At 38.4% G+C, this 16,994-nt stretch carries 16 protein-coding genes; 13 read left to right on the top strand and 3 right to left on the bottom strand.

Going from position 1 to position 16,994, the window contains the following annotated elements; all coding sequences use genetic code 11:
- Positions 1 to 213: IS200/IS605 family transposase (gene tnpA / locus BO48_RS07580; protein WP_496366819.1), on the bottom strand; the 213-nt coding region annotated here is incomplete at its 3' end.
- A 262-nt stretch (positions 214 to 475) separates the two neighbouring features.
- Here tnpA and murG point away from each other — a divergent pair.
- From murG to BO48_RS07515, 13 genes are all read left to right on the top strand, one after another.
- On the top strand, positions 476 to 1,555 hold the full coding sequence (gene murG, locus BO48_RS07575) for an undecaprenyldiphospho-muramoylpentapeptide beta-N-acetylglucosaminyltransferase (RefSeq protein ID WP_496366818.1): 1,080 nt from the start codon (positions 476 to 478) through the stop codon (positions 1,553 to 1,555).
- A complete protein-coding gene (locus BO48_RS07570; RefSeq protein ID WP_496366817.1) occupies positions 1,555 to 2,178 on the top strand; it encodes a phosphatase PAP2 family protein in 624 nt (207 codons plus the stop codon). The genes murG and BO48_RS07570 overlap by 1 nt, the downstream gene beginning before the upstream one ends.
- Positions 2,179 to 2,272: 94 nt before the next feature.
- Positions 2,273 to 2,893: a GNAT family N-acetyltransferase gene (locus BO48_RS07565; protein ID WP_496366816.1), complete on the top strand. Its 621-nt coding sequence runs from the start codon at positions 2,273 to 2,275 to the stop codon at positions 2,891 to 2,893.
- A gap of 77 nt (positions 2,894 to 2,970) precedes the next feature.
- A complete protein-coding gene (locus BO48_RS07560; RefSeq protein WP_496366815.1) occupies positions 2,971 to 3,648 on the top strand; it encodes a response regulator transcription factor in 678 nt (225 codons plus the stop codon).
- Positions 3,645 to 5,018, top strand: a complete 1,374-nt coding sequence (locus tag BO48_RS07555; RefSeq protein WP_496366814.1) for a sensor histidine kinase — start codon at positions 3,645 to 3,647, stop codon at positions 5,016 to 5,018. The genes BO48_RS07560 and BO48_RS07555 overlap by 4 nt, the downstream gene beginning before the upstream one ends.
- An 88-nt stretch (positions 5,019 to 5,106) precedes the next feature.
- Positions 5,107 to 7,893, top strand: a complete 2,787-nt coding sequence (locus BO48_RS07550) for a 2-oxoglutarate dehydrogenase E1 component (protein ID WP_496366813.1) — start codon at positions 5,107 to 5,109, stop codon at positions 7,891 to 7,893.
- Entirely contained in the window at positions 7,893 to 9,185 is a 1,293-nt protein-coding gene (gene odhB, locus BO48_RS07545; RefSeq protein ID WP_496366812.1) for a 2-oxoglutarate dehydrogenase complex dihydrolipoyllysine-residue succinyltransferase, read from the top strand. The genes BO48_RS07550 and odhB overlap by 1 nt, the downstream gene beginning before the upstream one ends.
- Positions 9,186 to 9,279: 94 nt before the next feature.
- Positions 9,280 to 9,486 carry a DUF6501 family protein gene (locus BO48_RS07540; RefSeq protein WP_496366828.1) on the top strand — a complete coding sequence of 69 codons (207 nt, stop codon included), beginning with the start codon at positions 9,280 to 9,282 and terminating at the stop codon, positions 9,484 to 9,486.
- A 1-nt stretch (position 9,487) separates the two neighbouring features.
- Positions 9,488 to 10,282: an ATP-binding protein gene (locus BO48_RS07535; protein ID WP_496366811.1), complete on the top strand. Its 795-nt coding sequence runs from the start codon at positions 9,488 to 9,490 to the stop codon at positions 10,280 to 10,282.
- A gap of 7 nt (positions 10,283 to 10,289) precedes the next feature.
- Complete coding sequence (locus BO48_RS07530; RefSeq protein WP_496366810.1) at positions 10,290 to 12,041, top strand: vWA domain-containing protein; 1,752 nt, start codon at positions 10,290 to 10,292, stop codon at positions 12,039 to 12,041.
- Between the two features lie 112 nt (positions 12,042 to 12,153).
- Positions 12,154 to 13,467, top strand: a complete 1,314-nt coding sequence (brnQ, locus tag BO48_RS07525) for a branched-chain amino acid transport system II carrier protein (RefSeq protein ID WP_496366809.1) — start codon at positions 12,154 to 12,156, stop codon at positions 13,465 to 13,467.
- A gap of 166 nt (positions 13,468 to 13,633) precedes the next feature.
- Positions 13,634 to 14,533, top strand: a complete 900-nt coding sequence (locus BO48_RS07520; RefSeq protein ID WP_496366808.1) for an AEC family transporter — start codon at positions 13,634 to 13,636, stop codon at positions 14,531 to 14,533.
- Between the two features lie 61 nt (positions 14,534 to 14,594).
- Entirely contained in the window at positions 14,595 to 15,011 is a 417-nt protein-coding gene (locus BO48_RS07515; protein WP_496366807.1) for an RDD family protein, read from the top strand.
- A gap of 59 nt (positions 15,012 to 15,070) precedes the next feature.
- On the opposite strand, the gene BO48_RS07510 is transcribed toward BO48_RS07515, so the two are convergent.
- On the bottom strand, positions 15,071 to 16,264 hold the full coding sequence (locus BO48_RS07510) for a toxic anion resistance protein (protein WP_496366806.1): 1,194 nt from the start codon (positions 16,262 to 16,264) through the stop codon (positions 15,071 to 15,073).
- Entirely contained in the window at positions 16,251 to 16,976 is a 726-nt protein-coding gene (locus tag BO48_RS07505) for a 5-bromo-4-chloroindolyl phosphate hydrolysis family protein (protein ID WP_496366805.1), read from the bottom strand. Before BO48_RS07505 ends, BO48_RS07510 begins: the two co-directional genes overlap by 14 nt.
- Positions 16,977 to 16,994 lie beyond the last annotated feature (18 nt).

Genomic DNA, 16,994 nt, shown 5'->3' with positions numbered 1-16,994 from the left:
TTTGGGTGGAATGCTCACCAGCATGTGTATATGATCTGAACAGGCATTCGCTTCATGAATCGTCACACCTTTTCGATCACATAGTTCTCTGATGATCTCTCCTACGCTGCGTTTGTATTTGCCGTATATAATCTGTCTCCGGTACTTCGAGGCAAACACGATATGATACTTACATTTCCATGATGTGTGTGCTAAACTGTTGTTGTCCTTCACTGGGCTGTCCTCCTATGTCTTGTGGAGTGGTCGGGAAACCAACTCCATAGTAGCATAGTCGAGGACCTTTTTTTATACCACGCTGGAAGCTCTTTGGAACCCCCCGCATAGCAGGGGGTTTTCAAAACCCATAAAAATACGGTCTATGACATTTCAGTCATCAACCGTATTTATTATAGAGCCAAATTTTTTGTGCGACTTTTATTGTGCCAAAACTCCAAATGGTTTAAAGTTATATCATAAAGAGAAAATGGAGGTTATTATGAAATCTTCAAAAAGAAAGGTTATTTTAACCGGCGGCGGAACAGTGGGTCACGTCATGCTGAATAAATTACTTATTCCCAGTTTTCAAAATAACAATGTAGAACCCGTCTACATCGGTTCAAAAAATGGTATTGAAAAAGAAATTATAAGTTCAACTTCAATAAGGTATCGTAATATTTCCAGCGGTAAATTAAGAAGATATATTTCATTTGAAAATTTGAAGGATATTTTCAAAGTTACAAAAGGTATATTCGATGCCCGCAAAATATTAAAAAAGGAAAAGCCTGATTTAGTATTTTCTAAAGGAGGTTTTGTCAGCGTTCCAGTTGTACTGGCCGCTAAATCTTTGAAAATCCCCGTTTATATTCATGAATCTGACTTGACGCCGGGGCTCGCAAATAAAATTTCAACAAAATTTGCCACTAAGTGTTATGTTACATTCCAAAAAACGATCGATTATCTTCCTAAAGAGAAAACTGAATACTTAGGGCCGGTCATCAGAGAGGAATTAATGAGTGGCAACAGCGAAACAGGTTATGAATTATCGGGTTTCAACTCTGAAAAGCCTATTCTAATGTTTATGGGCGGTTCGCTGGGATCCAAATCTATAAATGAGTTTGTCAGGGAAAACATTGATACTCTGACAGAGAAATTTCAAATCATTCATCTTTGCGGCAAAGATAATATAGACGAAAGCCTGACGCATCAAAAAGATTATATTCAATTTGAATTTGTCAGGGAGGAACTCGCTCATTTTATAAGTATTTCAGATATCGTCATCGGCCGCAGTGGGGCAAACGCCATTTATGAATTGCTTTTAAATAAAAAACCGATGATACTTGTACCATTACCACTTACTCAAAGCAGAGGAGATCAGTTGGAGAACGCCCAGTACTTTGAAGAGCATGGCTACGCAAAAGTCATTCAGGAAGAGCATTTGACTCTTCAGAATTTCAATGCTGCTGTTAACGATATTAATGACTCCCGTCATGATATCATTATGAACATGAAGAAATATACCGGCGGGTTTAAACCCGATACACTGGTGTCCAAGCTGCTAAATGAGGAGGAAGTTTAGTGAGCCGTATAAAAAAACTATCATTGTTCCTGGTCTTTACATTAATATTCGGTGTTATAGCTGTTTTCCATGAATCGAGACTTGGGCAGTGGATTGACAGAGAAGTATATGAATTCATCTACGCTTCTGAAAGCTTCATCACGACTGCGTTCATGCTCGGCTTCACTCAAATAGGAGAAGTCCTTTCGATGGTAATACTCTCGGTTATCATGATTGCCATATTGATGCTTTATAAACTTAAATTTCATACACTGTTTTTAATTATTTCGATGATGACAAGCAGTATTATGATTCCTGTGATGAAAAATGCTTTCGACAGAGAAAGACCTTCTTTATTAAGATTGATAGACATCTCAGGTTTCAGTTTTCCAAGTGGCCATGCCACAGGTTCAACGATCTTCTTCGGTTCTCTGATGGCGATTATTAATAAGACCTCTTTGAATAACAAAAGCGTATTATATGCTTTATGTGCTTTCTTTATTTTAATGATTTCATCATCAAGGGTATATCTTGGTGTTCATTATCCGACGGATATCATTGCGGGCATTACAATCGGTACAGCTGTAGTTGCAGGTACCAGCTATCTGCTGCACAACAAATTTAAGAAAACTCAATATGTTTAATGGAATGGCAGTGCAAACACTTTTGCATTGCCATTTTTCATTTACGCAATTATAATTAATCTGCATTATATAATTGTAAAGAAGGTGATTTCAAATGGCTGTAAATCTATACGAATCCATTACGCTGGGAAATGAAAGAATCGGGCTCGTCCCCCTTCAGTTGAGCCATGCAAATGAACTGCAGGATATCAACCATGAAAGCATATGGTCATATATGTTGTTCCAGGCAACTACACTGCCGCTGATGACAGAATGGATACAAAGTGCCATAGAACTGAGAAATCAATTGGAAAGCATACCTTTTGCAGTTATATTGAAAAGTACTGGAGAAGTGGTCGGCAGCACCAGAATACAATACATTGACTATGAACGGCAGAGCTGTGAAATAGGTGCAACATGGTTCGGAACTAAAGCACAGCGCTCCTTTGTTAACTCTGACAGCAAATTCCTTCTACTGGAGTTCTGCTTTGAAACTTTGAAAATGATGAGGGTGCAGATCAGAGTGGATGAAAGAAATGTCAGAAGTCACCGCGCAGTTGAAAGACTCGGATTTACTAAAGAGGGTATATTGAGAAAGGAACGCAAACTTCACGGTGTTCCGCGTAATTTAATCGTCTATTCCATCATTGATGATGAGTGGTCAGATATAAAGAAAAATTTAATGATCAAACAGCAGAGTTATATGCTGGATATGCCTGATTTCACGGCAAGCTGACACATAATTCATATTATGTGTTTTTTATTTTTCATATAAATAAAAAGTGGTATGATAGCACAAAGGAAGTGAATGAAGTGAAGCATGTTTTGGTTATAGAGGATGAGCTTAATTTAGCGCGTTTTATAGAACTCGAGCTGACTCATGAAGGGTACTCGGTGACATTGAGTGCTGATGGTGAAGATGGTCTCGACAAAGCGTTGAACTATAATTATGACTGCATCCTGCTGGATTTGATGCTGCCTGCTTTAAATGGCCTTGAAGTATGCCGCAGAATCCGCAAATCGAAAAATACACCGATTATTATGATCACCGCCAAAGGTGAAACGTATGACAAAGTGGTTGGGTTGGACTATGGTGCCGACGACTACATAGTAAAACCGTTCGAAATTGAAGAGCTTCTGGCACGCATCCGTGTCATGTTGAGAAGAACGGATGATCCGGAAACAAATCATAATAAAATACTTTCACTTCACGGCATTTCAGTCGATATTTCAGCTTACAAAGTGACAATTGAGGATAGTGAATTGGAGCTGACCAAAACTGAGTATGAACTGCTTTATCTGCTTATGAAAAATGTAGGTATTGTTCTGAGGCGTGAACAGATATTGGAACACGTCTGGGGTTATGACAGTGAAGTGGAAACCAATGTAGTAGATGTCTATATAAGATATTTACGGAATAAACTCAAGCCTTTTAACAAACACAAAGTGATTGAAACCGTACGGGGAGTCGGGTACGTGATAAGAACATGAACAGAAACTCCTTAAAGTATAAATGGCTGAGGTTATCCACGCTGATAATATCATTTACCTACCTGATATTCAGTACTCTTTTAATTTACTTTACAAGTCTTTATTTAAAAGACCTGGAAGAAAGGGCGCTGGACAGAAGTCTTGAAGAGCTTCAGCATATTTATGAAACGCAGCCGATCAACACGATTTCAAGAAATGATATTATCACGAGTCTTTATGATGAACAGACAATGATTCTTTATACACGCAGTGGAAATATAGTTTCTACAGAGCCGACAAATCAGTTGAGTGATCTGCCGATAGAATTTATACCTGTCAGTGATAAAGTGATTACGTCTCTTGAAAGCGATGATGGAAATTTCCTGGTTGGCCGTTCAAATATCGATACAATGTACTGGAATGGGTACTTAACAGTAATTCATCCACTTGATAACTATTATCTGATTATTCGTACGATGGTGCTTATCGCTTTGATTATCGGTTTTCTTTCAATTTTGTTCACTTCAATAGTTAGTTATTTCTTCTCTACTCAAATGGTTAAACCAATCAGAAGTATTGCAAATCAGTTGAAAAGAATAGAGGGGGAAGGTGTGTCCGAGCGGCTTTCATTATCCACCGATACCGAAGAAACCGATTATATGGTTACGTCGTTCAATAATATGATGGATTCTCTCGAAGAATCATTCAATCAGCAGAAACAATTTGTGGAAGATGCTTCTCACGAACTCAGGACACCGTTACAGATTATCCAGGGACATTTGAAGCTCATCAACAGGTGGGGGAAAAATGATCCAAAAATTCTGGAAGAGTCTCTGAATATATCAATAGATGAACTGCACCGTATCAATAAGCTGGTTGAAGAGTTATTACTGTTGACCAAAAATAATCCGAGACAGCTGGAAGAAATTGAAACCGTCAATATCGTGGATGAGATCAATTCACGGGTGGACAGTATGAGAAAGATACATCCGGATTATCATTTTGCCGTCGAACATTCGGACGAGTCGATACCGTTTAAGATTAACAATCATCATTTAGAGCAATTATTGCTTATATTCCTAGATAATGCTGTAAAATATGACACAGAGTATAAATACATCATTACTAAAACAAAAAAATATCTTGATTATTTTGATATTATAATTATGGACCATGGTATAGGCATACCTGGAGAAGACCTTGAAAATGTTTTCAACAGATTTTACAGAGTAGACAAATCACGAAGCCGACAACAGGGCGGTAATGGTCTGGGATTATCAATCGGAAAAAAACTGATTGAAAACTATCAGGGCAGAGTATGGTTTGAAAGTGAAGAAGGAAATTTTACAAAAGTTATTATCAGATTCCCTTTAAATGAAGGTAATTCATAAAGTTGACGCCTTTAAAATAGCATTAAGTAGTGCTAAAATGGGAATGTATAATATATAAAACATATAAAACTAAAGAGGTGCTGCAAAGATGGAAGGGAAAGCCTATGAAGAGGCTCCAATGAGATTCGGAATGAATCTTGGTTTAATCCTTGATATTCATGATTCTTATTTAGAAAATCCAAACAATGTCAGTGAAGAAATGCGCACATTGTTTGAAAGTCTAGGAACATCGCAAGATGGTAGTTTAAGTCAGGATGCGAAACAAAATGTAAAGGGTATGTTACGTCTTTTGGACGAAATTCGTCTGTTCGGTCATTTGGAAGCCGATATTTATCCTGTATATGAACCAGAGATTAAAAATAAACCTTCTTTAGACTTTAAAGAACACGGTATTTCAGATGAATTATTGAAGAATGTACCTGCTTCACTGGTAAGTCCCCACTTAGGATCGTTATATGACAACGCAAGCGAAGCTTTCAATCACTTGTATGAAGTCTATACGGGACCTATTGCCTACCAGTTCATGCATATCAATGATTCAAAAGAAAGACAGTGGCTTAAAGAAACAATTGAAAATCAAGATGAAGTCAATATGAAATCAGATGAAAAAATCGAACTGTTCAGAGTACTATCAAAAGTTGAAGGATTTGAAAAATACCTTCATAAAAACTTTGTCGGAGCGAAGCGTTTCTCCATTGAAGGTCTGGATACCATGGTGCCTATGCTCGAACATTTATTGAAGCTGATGGCTAAGGAAAATATTCCGAATCTTCAAATTGGTATGGCTCACAGAGGACGTTTGAATGTACTGACTCATATTTTGGAAAAACCATATGAAATGATGCTCAGTGAATTCATGCACACTGATCCGATGAAATTCCTGCCGGAAGATAATTCATTATCGCTGACATCCGGATGGGTCGGTGATGTTAAATATCACCTCGGCGGATCGAAGTTGAGAACCGACAATGGAATTGACCAGCAGATTACGCTGGCAAACAACCCGAGTCACCTTGAAGTTGTAAGTCCTGTTGTTCAAGGGAAAACAAGAGCCGATCAGGAAGATACTGACCATAACGGCCTGCCAAACCTGGATTTCAACCGCTCTTTGGCTGTTTTAGTCCATGGTGATGCTGCATTTCCTGCACAAGGTGTGGTCTTTGAGTCACTGAACCTTGGCAAATTGGACGGCTACACAACAGGCGGTTCTATTCATATAGTCGCCAATAACAGAGTCGGCTTTACAACTGAAGAATTCGATGCCCGTTCAACTGACCATGCGTCAGATGCTGCATTAAGTTTTAATCTGCCGGTATTTCATGTGAACGCAGACAAGCCGGAGCATGTACTCAGAACGATTGAACTCGCTCTTAAATATCGTCAGGAATTCAATAAAGATGCAGTTATCAATTTAATCGGATACCGTCGATACGGCCATAATGAAATGGATGAACCGAGCACAACCAATCCGATGCTCTATAAAGAAGTGAAAGCTCACGATACAATTGAGCATATATACGGCAATCAGCTGGTTGACGAGAAAATCATTTCAAAAGAAGAAAAACAAGATATCATAGAAGATGCACAAAAAGAAATGCGTGCTGCACATGATAAAATTGATAAGAGTGATACTGTCATCAAATCCGAAATCGAGGTGCCTGAAACAATTCAGGAAGGTCTGGAAAATGAACCGGAACCTGAAATCACCCGCGACAGATTAAAAGAAATCAATGATGCCTTATTCGAGTATCCGGAAGGTTTTACAGTATTCAAGAAATTAAAACAGGTGCTTGATCGCCGCAAACTTCCTTTCGAAGATGATTCGGCACTGGTGGACTGGGCACATGCAGAAGCTCTCGCATTTGCCACGATCAACCAGGATGGTACACCGATCAGATTGACCGGACAGGACTCCCAAAGAGGCACATTTGCTCATAGGCATGCAGTACTTCACGACTCGGAGAATGGTGAGGAATACATTCCACTGCATCATGTACCAGATGTAAAAGCAACATTTGATATTCATAACTCTCCTTTATCTGAGGCAGCAGTTGTTGGCTTTGATTATGGATATAATGTTGAAAATAAAGATTCTCTTGTCATCTGGGAAGCACAGTACGGTGACTTTGCCAACATGGCACAAGTTTACTTTGATAACTTCATGTCATCCGGTAATGCCAAATGGGGGGAAACAAGTGGATTTACACTGTTCCTGCCACACGGTCAGGAAGGCTCCGGCCCAGAGCATTCAAGTGCAAGACTTGAAAGATTCCTGCATTTGGGAGCAAATCAGAATATGACAGTAGTCAATCTGACAAGTACCGCAAACTACTTCTATTTATTGAGAAGACAGGCAAAATACCTGAATACTGATAAGATGAGACCTCTGGTAGTCATGTCACCGAAAAGCTTACTCAGAAATCAGCTTGTAAGTAACCCTGTAGATAAATTCATAGGCAATCATTTCAGAGAAATAATTGTCGAAAAACATGATAAGTCCAAGGTTAAAAAAGTGCTTCTGGCACATGGTAAGATGGCTGTAGACCTTTTGAATTATCAAAAGGACAATAACCCTGAAGAAATCGTTCTTATCAGAATCGAACAGCTTTATCCATTCCCAAGTGAAGAGATAAAAGAGGTTCTTGACAGCATTGAGAATCTTGACGAAGTCAGATTCGTACAGGAAGAACCGAAAAACATGGGTGCGTACAGCTCTGTACTGCCAAAAATCCTTGATATTCTACCACCAAATGTAAAAAGGTCATATATTGGCCGTCCGGTTTCATCATCACCAGCTGAAGGTGACGGCGAAACGTACAAAAAGATTCAACAAAATATTATAGAAAATGCAATGAAAGTGCAGGAGGATGAATAATGGCTGAAGTAAAAATACCTGAATTAGCTGAATCAATTTCAGAAGGAACAATTGCGTCATGGTTAAAAGGTGTAGGTGACTCTGTAGAGCAGGGTGAAAATATATTAGAGCTTGAAACTGATAAAGTCAACGTCGAAGTTATCAGTGAAGAATCTGGTGTAATTACAGAATTGAAGGCAGAAGAAGGTGACACTGTCGAAGTTGGACAAGTGGTTGCAGTTGTAGATGCAAATGGTGAAGCATCATCTTCAGATGATAAAAAAGAAGATAAGGAAGATAAGAAAGAGGAGTCTTCCAAAGATGATGAACCAAAATCCGAGTCCAAAGAAGAGCCAAAGGAATCAAAAGAAAATGATGACTCCGGTGATACTGAAGAAGGCTCAGACCGTATCATCGCTTCTCCTGCTGCAAGAAAACTTGCAAGAGAAAAAGGACTTTCACTTAAAGAAATCAATGCCGGAGATCCTAGAGGACATGTCCGTTCCCAGGATGTAGAAAACCACGAAGCATCTCAGGAAAACCAAAAATCAAGCAGCAAGAAGTCTGAAGAGAAACAAGAACAGAAATCTGCAAACACAGAGCCTGAAAAACCGGTAATCAGAGAAAAAATGTCCAGACGCCGTCAAACGATTGCCAAACGCTTACATGAAGTTAAGCAGAATACAGCAATGTTGACAACTTTCAATGAAGTGGATATGACAAATGTAATGGAACTCAGAAAACGTAAAAAAGAATCGTTCCAGGAAAAACATGATGGTATGCGTCTTGGTTTCATGTCATTCTTCACTAAGGCATCTGTTGCTGCACTTAGACAATACCCTGCAGTCAACGCTGAGATTGATGGCGATGAAATGATCTACAAACAGTTCTATGATGTTGGTGTCGCAGTATCCACTGATGAAGGACTCGTTGTCCCGGTTGTGAGAAATTGTGACCGCAAAACGTTTGCTGAAATTGAAGCTGATATTGCCGGTCTTGCGAATAAGGCAATTGAGAAAAAGCTTTCTCTTGATGAAATGACAGGCGGTTCATTCACAATTACAAACGGTGGTGTATTCGGATCCTTATTATCCACACCAATCATGAACGGTACTCAGGCTGGTATCCTGGGCATGCACACAATTCAAAAACGTCCTGTTGCAATGCCTGACGGTTCAATTGAAGTACGTCCGATGATGTACATTGCATTAAGTTATGACCACAGAGTGATTGATGGTAAAGAATCAGTAAACTTCCTTAAAACGATTAAGGAACTGATTGAAAACCCTGAAGATCTGCTGTTGGAAGGTTAAGTTTAAATTCAAAGCAAGATACTATTTCTGGTATCTTGCTTTTTTATGTTAAAATATAATGACTTTACTAATTAGAAATGGGGATTTGATAATGATGCTACATGAAATATGGCAGGATAATAATTTAAGAACAGTTCAGGTAAAACATACAGATGCCAAGAAATACAAAGTGAATGATATGTTGACTGAAGGACAAACTTATACAGTTGTAAATGAAACTGAAGAATATATTTTTGTTAAAGATAATTCAGGAAAAGTCGGCGGTTACTATAAAACTTATTTTGAAGATGTGACCGGCTGATATGGAGAAACACAAGTTTGAACATGAAGATTCAACCATTAAAGAGGATTCCCTGAACATTTTAAAACTAGGGAAGAACCTGTTATTAAAAGGACCGACAGGTGCAGGAAAAACCAGGCTGGCTGATGATCTTTCTTCTGATTTGAAACAGGATATGGTCAGCATCAACTGTTCCGTCGATATAGATATCGAAGCTTTACTCGGCTTTAAAACAATCGAATATAAAGAGGACAGACAGGAGATCGTTTTTGTAGATGGGCCGGTGGTCCGGGCAATGAAAAATGGTTTCATACTATACATTGATGAGATAAACATGGCTAAACCTGAAGTATTGCCTATACTAAATGCCGCACTCGATTACCGGAGAACACTCACAAATCCACTTACGGGAGAAGAGATTGTTGCTGATGAAAACTTCCTGGTCATCGCAGCCATAAATATCGGTTATGCCGGAACGATGCCTATGAATGAAGCTTTACTCAACCGCTTTAATATTGTAGAAATTGATTACGTTTCAGATGATGCTCTTTTAGATATTCTGCAAAACCAGAGTATCCAGGATGATGAGGATACTTTGAAAAAACTGACTGAATTTCATAAAGACCTGGTCACTATGACAAAACAGGGACAGATATCCAAAGAATCTTCAAGTGTCAGAAGTCTGATCGACCTCGCTGATTTAACCACTCTTATTACAGAGTCGAGGGCACTAAAAAGAACGGTTATAGATAAACTCGATAACGATCAGGAAAAAACGGCAATATATAATGCTTTTAAACTACACTTTGAGTTGTGATTAAAATATGAGTTATTCATTTATAAAATTTAACGATGAACTTGTCGACTCCAAAAATATGATGGAGTTGACGGATCTGGCGCGTCTGCTTTTTGAAAATCCAAATTTAACAGTCAATGTCCGAAAACATTCGTATTACAATCCGAAGAAAAATGTCATGAATTTCAGTATGTTTTGGAAACATCGTCCGGACATCACTGAATTGGATGGATTTAAGCATGATATTTTCACACATTTTACTGCAGTCGATACTCTGGATTATGCTGAATATGATGTTTTCAAGAGTGAAAACACTCTGATGCAGCAATTATTTTTATCCATCGAATATTTAAGACTCAGGAAAAACAGTATAGAAAAAAGACCGGTGATCAGGAAACTGTTAGAGCCCGGTGATTTTATTTTAAAAAATAATTATTCAAAGAATACTAAAAATAGTGCAGATGAATTTTTACATCTCATGAACTTAAAAATATTAGATTTTGAAGAAGTGATGGAGTTTAACGGAACAACATTCAATTTTTCATCTGATTCCACATCACACAGCATCTTACTGGCAAGAAAAATTTATAAAGAGTTGGCTGATGACTTTGATTTGGACGTTCTGTCTGTCACTTCTTTACATGATATGTCATTCAGTGATGTTCATGAATTTAATAAGGATAATGAATACAGAAAAGATTCGAAAAGTATATCTTCGGATGCCAGTCATGAGGATGAAGATGATAAAAGCACCGTAGACACTAAAACAAGCGGTGCAGCAAAAGAAGCGACTGTGCTGGGAGAAGTCGGGGAGGCTGTCAATTCTCAAAAATCCGACAGTAAGAAAATAAATATGTATGACGATGATGTCAGTGAATTTAACGAAGGCTTCGGCAAAAATACGGGCAGTAATAAATTCAAGGATTTATCATCGACAAATCAATATGCACTTCTGGAAGTTTCACAGCCAAAAATAAAACTGAATGATTATCAAAAATATCGTCAACTTTATAACCGGTATGGGGAACTCACTAAAAAAGTAATCGGGGACATACAGCAGCTTCTTAATTTTAAACGTAATGAGATCCGGAAACATCAATCCAGTGGAAAGTTGATGAAAAACCCTGTCATTCCAATGATAGAAGGCAGTCATAAATTGTTTATAAAAGAAGATTCTGAGTCTGTAGATATAGATGCTGTTTTCACTTTGGTCATTGACCAGTCGTTTTCCATGGAATCACATCTTGAGGAGACGATTTCAGCAGTCATTGTTTTCAACCATATACTGAAATCATTGAAGATCAAACATCGTATTATCTCACATCATGAGGACACTTTCGAAGTGAGTCCTAATAATTTCCCTAATAAAATTTATGATCATTTGTCTTTTGAAAAATCTTCATATTATTACCCAGTGTCTATACTTGGCATTGAATCTTCAGGGGACAACAGAGACGGCTTCATACTTAAGCATGAAATCTCTATGCTGGAAAATCAAAACGAAAGCGATAAGTTCATCATCATGTTCTCAGACGGGCTTCCAAGTGCTGAAAATTACAACCAAAATGGAATTGTAGATACACATGAAGCAGTCAATATTGCGAACAGACAAAATATAAATGTTATCAATGTTTTTATCAACCATGACAATGATGAACAGACAATCGATTCCATCAAAGATATTTATGGCAACAATACCATCATTGTGGAGCATGCTGAGAAAATACCGGATGCAACCGCTAATTTGCTGAATAAAATCTTATTATCGATTACAAGATAGTTTATGTACTTACCAAATTTATCAAATATCTGAAAGTTTTAAATCTTATGGACATTGCTCGGTTTATCGTGTAAACTAGTTCTATAATTTCAGTTTATACGGAGGTTCGCAAATGAGTAATAAGAATGTTTTTGTAGTAGGTTTTATGCTATTTGCAATGTTCTTTGGTGCAGGTAACTTAATATTCCCGCCTGGCCTTGGATTTGTAAGTGGTGAGCATTTTTGGTTGGCAATATTCGGTTTCGTCATTACCGGAGTAGGTCTTCCATTATTGGGTGTTATTGTCGGATCAATATCCAAAGAAGGTTATAAAGAATCTTTGAAAGCAATTCATCCTGCTTTTGCAGTTGGTTTACTGGTAGTCATTTATTTAACTATCGGGCCGTTCTTTGCGATTCCGAGAACTGCAACAACGGCATATGAAATGAGTCTTATCCCATTTCTTGATTCCCCGAGCGCTATTGCATTACTAGTATTTTCTGTAATATTTTTCATAATAGTATTTGCTTTAAGCTGGAATCCTGGTAGTTTGGCGGACAGTATAGGTAAAGTTCTAACTCCTTTATTATTGATTTCAATACTGTTGCTTGTCGGTACTGCCATTGTCATGTACATATCAAATCCTGTGAATACGGTAGACGAAAACTTTAATGCAGGTGCTCCATTCACTGCAGGTTTCCAGGAAGGGTACCTGACAATGGATGCTATAGCCGCCATTGCTTTCTCTGTTATCGTTTTAAACGCTATTAGAAATACAGGTGTTAAAGACAGAAAAGCTTTACTGTTTGGTACAATCAAGTCTGCTTCACTTGCAGCACTATTACTTGGTCTCGTTTATGTATCACTAGGCTGGTTGGGTAACAAAGTGGATCTTGCTGGCGCAGTTCCTGACGAACAGAACGTAGGAACTTTCCTTCTGACGTTCATTTCATCAGATGCATACGGAAGTTTCGGTGCGCTTCTGCTTGGGCTCATAGTACTGCTGGCTTGTATAACTACCGGAGCAGGTCTGATTGTTGCGGTAAGTGAATACTTCAACAGCATAGTACCTAAAATCCCTTACAGAGCGTTTGTCATCATATTCACATTGATTTCATTCGGTCTTGCAAACCAGGGTCTTGATCAGGTGATTACAACAAGTGTTCCTGTTCTGTCCATCATTTATCCTATTGCGATGGCTTCTGTACTCTTGTTAATATTTTCCTACTTTGTACCATCACCGAGAATGGCATTGCAAATCCCGATTGTATTGATTATTATTACGAGTATACTTGCTGTTGTTCACAGAAATGAATGGGCAAATTTATCTTTCATGGAAGCCTTGCCGTTATTTGAAACTTCATTTGAATGGATTCCAATATTGATTATAGGCTATATCGTCGGATATCTGATTGGCATGAAAAAAGAAAAAGTATCTTACACTTAAAACTTTTACATGGAAGAGAGCATATGCTCTCTTCTTTTTTATCATTTGTTATAAGTTTTTCATATACATCAATCATTATTACTTATCAACTATAAATGTTATAATAAGGGTAACTTATGGTATAGAAAAGAGATGAATTGATTTGAACTATATCATTCCTGTATTTATGGACGTTATCGTCCCAATTTTAATTCTTCTTGGAATTGGACTCCTTCTTCAGAAGAAGTTCCAGTTCAGACTGAGACCGATTGCCAATCTCGTCACATACTGTTTTATGCCCGCAGCAGTTTTTATTAATATCTACTATGCGGAAATTAATCTTTCCCTTGTGATTCAACTGTTTTTATATCTGACGTTATTTATATCTATTTTAATCATTCTCAGTAACATCATCAGCCGGTTGTTGAATTTGGAACAGGCAGAGGCGACAGCGCTAAAAAACAGCATATCCTTGATGAACTCGGGGAACTATGGCCTGCCTGTCAGTCAATTGGTTTTCAGTTCGAATCCGCTTGGAGTATCAGTACAGATCATCGTTCTTGTAGTACAAAACTTATTAACATTCACTTACGGTTTATATAACTTGATTTCAACTTCCAAAACTATTTTTGAACTGATTAAGGATTTACTCAAGCTACCAATAATCCATGCACTGGTCATAGCTATGATTTTTAAAGGCTTTGATGCACCGATTCCGACATTCCTGCTTGTACCGATAGAACAGCTGGCAGGCGGGTTTGGAGCACTCGCATTGATTCTGCTCGGTGCCCAACTGGAAAGTATTAAAATAAGATCATTCCAAAAAGTGATTCCATGGAGCTTAGCAGGCAGACTTATAATGGGGCCGGCTGTCGCTCTGATATTAATATTCACACTCGGTATAGACGGAGTAATTGCCCAGTCACTGCTGATTGCGAGTGCATTTCCGACATCCAGGAATACAGCAACACTTGCGCTCGAATATGATGTAGAACCGGAGCTTCATGCGCAGATTGTACTTTACAGTACCCTATTGAGCAGTATCACAGTTACATTTGTCATTTATCTTGCTATGCAACTCTTTTAACATACAGCTGTTTCCTGTAGCATGGTAACTAACAAATTTATCAGGCAGGGGTGGTATGAGTATGGAATATGGAGCAGGGTTCTGGGTACGCTTAGGCGCAAGAATTATCGATATGATCATCATCGGTGTCACAATATTTTTATTCATCGCCATTTTTTCACTGAACACCGAAAGCATGGTGGTACAAACATTCGAAGGCGTCTTGTCACTGCTGTATTATGTATTGTTGCCGGTCATCTGGACTGGATATACTATCGGCAAACGCGCACTCGGCATAAGAATCATCAATGAAGACGGGGCAGACGTTCGACTGTTTCAGATGTTCATCAGAGATTTTTTGACAGTGTTTCTTTATGCAGCGACACTGGGTCTGGCAGTCATCGCATCAGCGGTTATGATTGGTGTCAGGGAGGATAAAAAGGCTATTCACGATATTTTTGCGAAAACCAGAGTGGTTTACAGAAGACAAGAGGATTAAAAATAAAATCCGGAGCATCGCTAAATCAGCGGGTGCTCCGGATTTTCATTTATATTATTTTAGTATCTGTGTTCTTCTTTAAGCTGCAGCAATCTTGTTTTCAAATCATCTTCCATCTGGACAAGTTCAGTTTCAGCTTCCTTACGTTTTTGGGAACCTTCAGCCTGAATCTGTAAGGTCTCTTCAATGGTAGTCACCAGGTTGTCCTGTGTTGTCTTAAGGGTCTCTATGTCTACTATGCCTCTTTCGTTTTCACGTGCTGTTCTCAGAGAGTTCTGTTTAAGCATTTCAGAGTTTTTAGTCAGCAGGTCATTTGTCGTGTTTGTTACTGCCTGCTGTGCTTTGGAAGCCGACTCCTGTCTTAGAAGTGTCAAAGCGATGGCCATCTGATTTTTCCATAATGGTATACTTGTCAGAATCGAGCTTTGGATTTTTTCAGCTAGTGTCTGGTTGATGTTCTGTATCATGCGAATCTGCGGTGCAGATTGCAGAGTGATCTGTCTGGATAATTTCAGGTCGTGTAATCTTTTTTCAAGACGGTTGACGTACTGCATCATATCATTAACATCCTGAACATCCATCTGGTTGCTGGACTGGTCTGCCTTTTCTCTCAGCGCAGGCAGAACTTCAGTTTCAATTTCTTCTTTTTTCAACTCTGCAGCTGCGATGTATATGTTGATTGCATCGAAGTAATCTTTATTCTGGTCATATAGATTATCCAGTAAATGAACATCTTTTACGAGAATTTCTTTTGCATGTTCAAGCTGGATACTGATACGATCCACTTGAGAGGCCACACTCTGATGTTTTGAAATCAATTCATTGACCGACTTTTTCATACGGCCGAATAAACGGCTGATAATATTTTTCTTATCGTTGGTCAATTCCTCCGGGTCTATTTCTTTCAACTTCTTCATTAAACTTTCCAATGTTTCCCCGATAGGACCGACATCCTTGGACTGCACTTCATTCAGCATCTGATGTGAAAATTTTGAGAGGGCCTGCTGTGCATTCGATCCATAAGTGATCAGTGCATCATTATCCAATGGCTCAATCTTGGACTTGATGTCCTGTATGCGTTTCATATCATCTTCGCTGAACCTCTCTTTGAATGTCGTCAATACGCTTTTGTTGCCATCCTGTCCAGGTTCCTGGTTTTCAGGCTGTAAAGAAGGGAGGTCCGAAGCCTGGGAAGATGCGAAAGGATCACTCAACAGCTCATCTTTTAAATCTTTGTTATTATCTTGATTCATTATTTTCACTCCTACGGACTTTTACTTTTTCCTGTTCTTTTTTAGGAAATTTCACTTTTTGTTCATGTAAATTATTATCGAGTTGCATTTTTCTGTCAGTTCTTTTTTTATTCATACTTATAATTTCTTTTTCTACCTCGAGATTTTGATAAGTCGAACGGTTCATATGAGATAAATTCGCCTGCAGCGTTCTTTTAAGCTCTAACAGGGAAAGACGGGTTTCATGCAGTTTGATTTTTTCTTCTTTGGATTTTCCCGGCATCTTATAAAGGAATAAATACTGCTCAATTGTATTTACTGCCGAATCCAGATTGGAGTGGAAAAATTGCTGCACGTTATAAAATACCTTTGGATCATCTTCTACTGTGTTGATTATTGATTTTACGATGCGGTTAATATCAAATATCAACTTCGCGTCTTTTAACGTACGAATATTATAGTAGCTTTGTCTGAGACGATTCAGTTTTTCTTTGGCTTCTTTCATCTGGTTTTGAATATACTTATATTCACTTTTGGTCAATCCGTATTCTTTTAATTGCCTGTTCTGGCTAACAGATTGGGTAGGCAGGTAAGCTGCAAAAAATCCACCTGCACCGACCAGCACATCGTAGACAAGGTGGATGTCCAAAGCGAGCATAGAAACTAAACCGGTCACTATCGAAACCGGCACAGCAACGATCGATGCAGTCCAATGTGAAATTTTAAATTTCATTTGTAACACCTGCAATCA

The sequence above is a fragment of the Lacicoccus kunmingensis DSM 17847 genome (genome assembly GCF_059568765.1).
The sequence above is the reverse complement of the archived record's forward strand: the minus strand, read 5'-3'. Positions and strand labels throughout refer to the sequence as shown.

What these genes read in the sequence shown, in the direction of transcription:
- murG (WP_496366818.1), top strand. Translation starts at nt 476, where the DNA reads ATGAAATCTTCAAAAAGAAAGGTTATTTTAACCGGCGGCGGAACAGTG.
- BO48_RS07565 (WP_496366816.1), top strand. Translation starts at nt 2,273, where the DNA reads ATGGCTGTAAATCTATACGAATCCATTACGCTGGGAAATGAAAGAATC.
- BO48_RS07540 (WP_496366828.1), top strand. Translation starts at nt 9,280, where the DNA reads ATGCTACATGAAATATGGCAGGATAATAATTTAAGAACAGTTCAGGTA.
- odhB (WP_496366812.1), top strand. Translation starts at nt 7,893, where the DNA reads ATGGCTGAAGTAAAAATACCTGAATTAGCTGAATCAATTTCAGAAGGA.
- BO48_RS07530 (WP_496366810.1), top strand. Translation starts at nt 10,290, where the DNA reads ATGAGTTATTCATTTATAAAATTTAACGATGAACTTGTCGACTCCAAA.
- BO48_RS07505 (WP_496366805.1), bottom strand. Translation starts at nt 16,976, where the DNA reads ATGAAATTTAAAATTTCACATTGGACTGCATCGATCGTTGCTGTGCCG.
- brnQ (WP_496366809.1), top strand. Translation starts at nt 12,154, where the DNA reads ATGAGTAATAAGAATGTTTTTGTAGTAGGTTTTATGCTATTTGCAATG.
- BO48_RS07520 (WP_496366808.1), top strand. Translation starts at nt 13,634, where the DNA reads ATGGACGTTATCGTCCCAATTTTAATTCTTCTTGGAATTGGACTCCTT.
- BO48_RS07550 (WP_496366813.1), top strand. Translation starts at nt 5,107, where the DNA reads ATGGAAGGGAAAGCCTATGAAGAGGCTCCAATGAGATTCGGAATGAAT.
- BO48_RS07535 (WP_496366811.1), top strand. Translation starts at nt 9,488, where the DNA reads ATGGAGAAACACAAGTTTGAACATGAAGATTCAACCATTAAAGAGGAT.
- BO48_RS07515 (WP_496366807.1), top strand. Translation starts at nt 14,595, where the DNA reads ATGGAATATGGAGCAGGGTTCTGGGTACGCTTAGGCGCAAGAATTATC.
- BO48_RS07510 (WP_496366806.1), bottom strand. Translation starts at nt 16,264, where the DNA reads ATGAATCAAGATAATAACAAAGATTTAAAAGATGAGCTGTTGAGTGAT.
- BO48_RS07555 (WP_496366814.1), top strand. Translation starts at nt 3,645, where the DNA reads ATGAACAGAAACTCCTTAAAGTATAAATGGCTGAGGTTATCCACGCTG.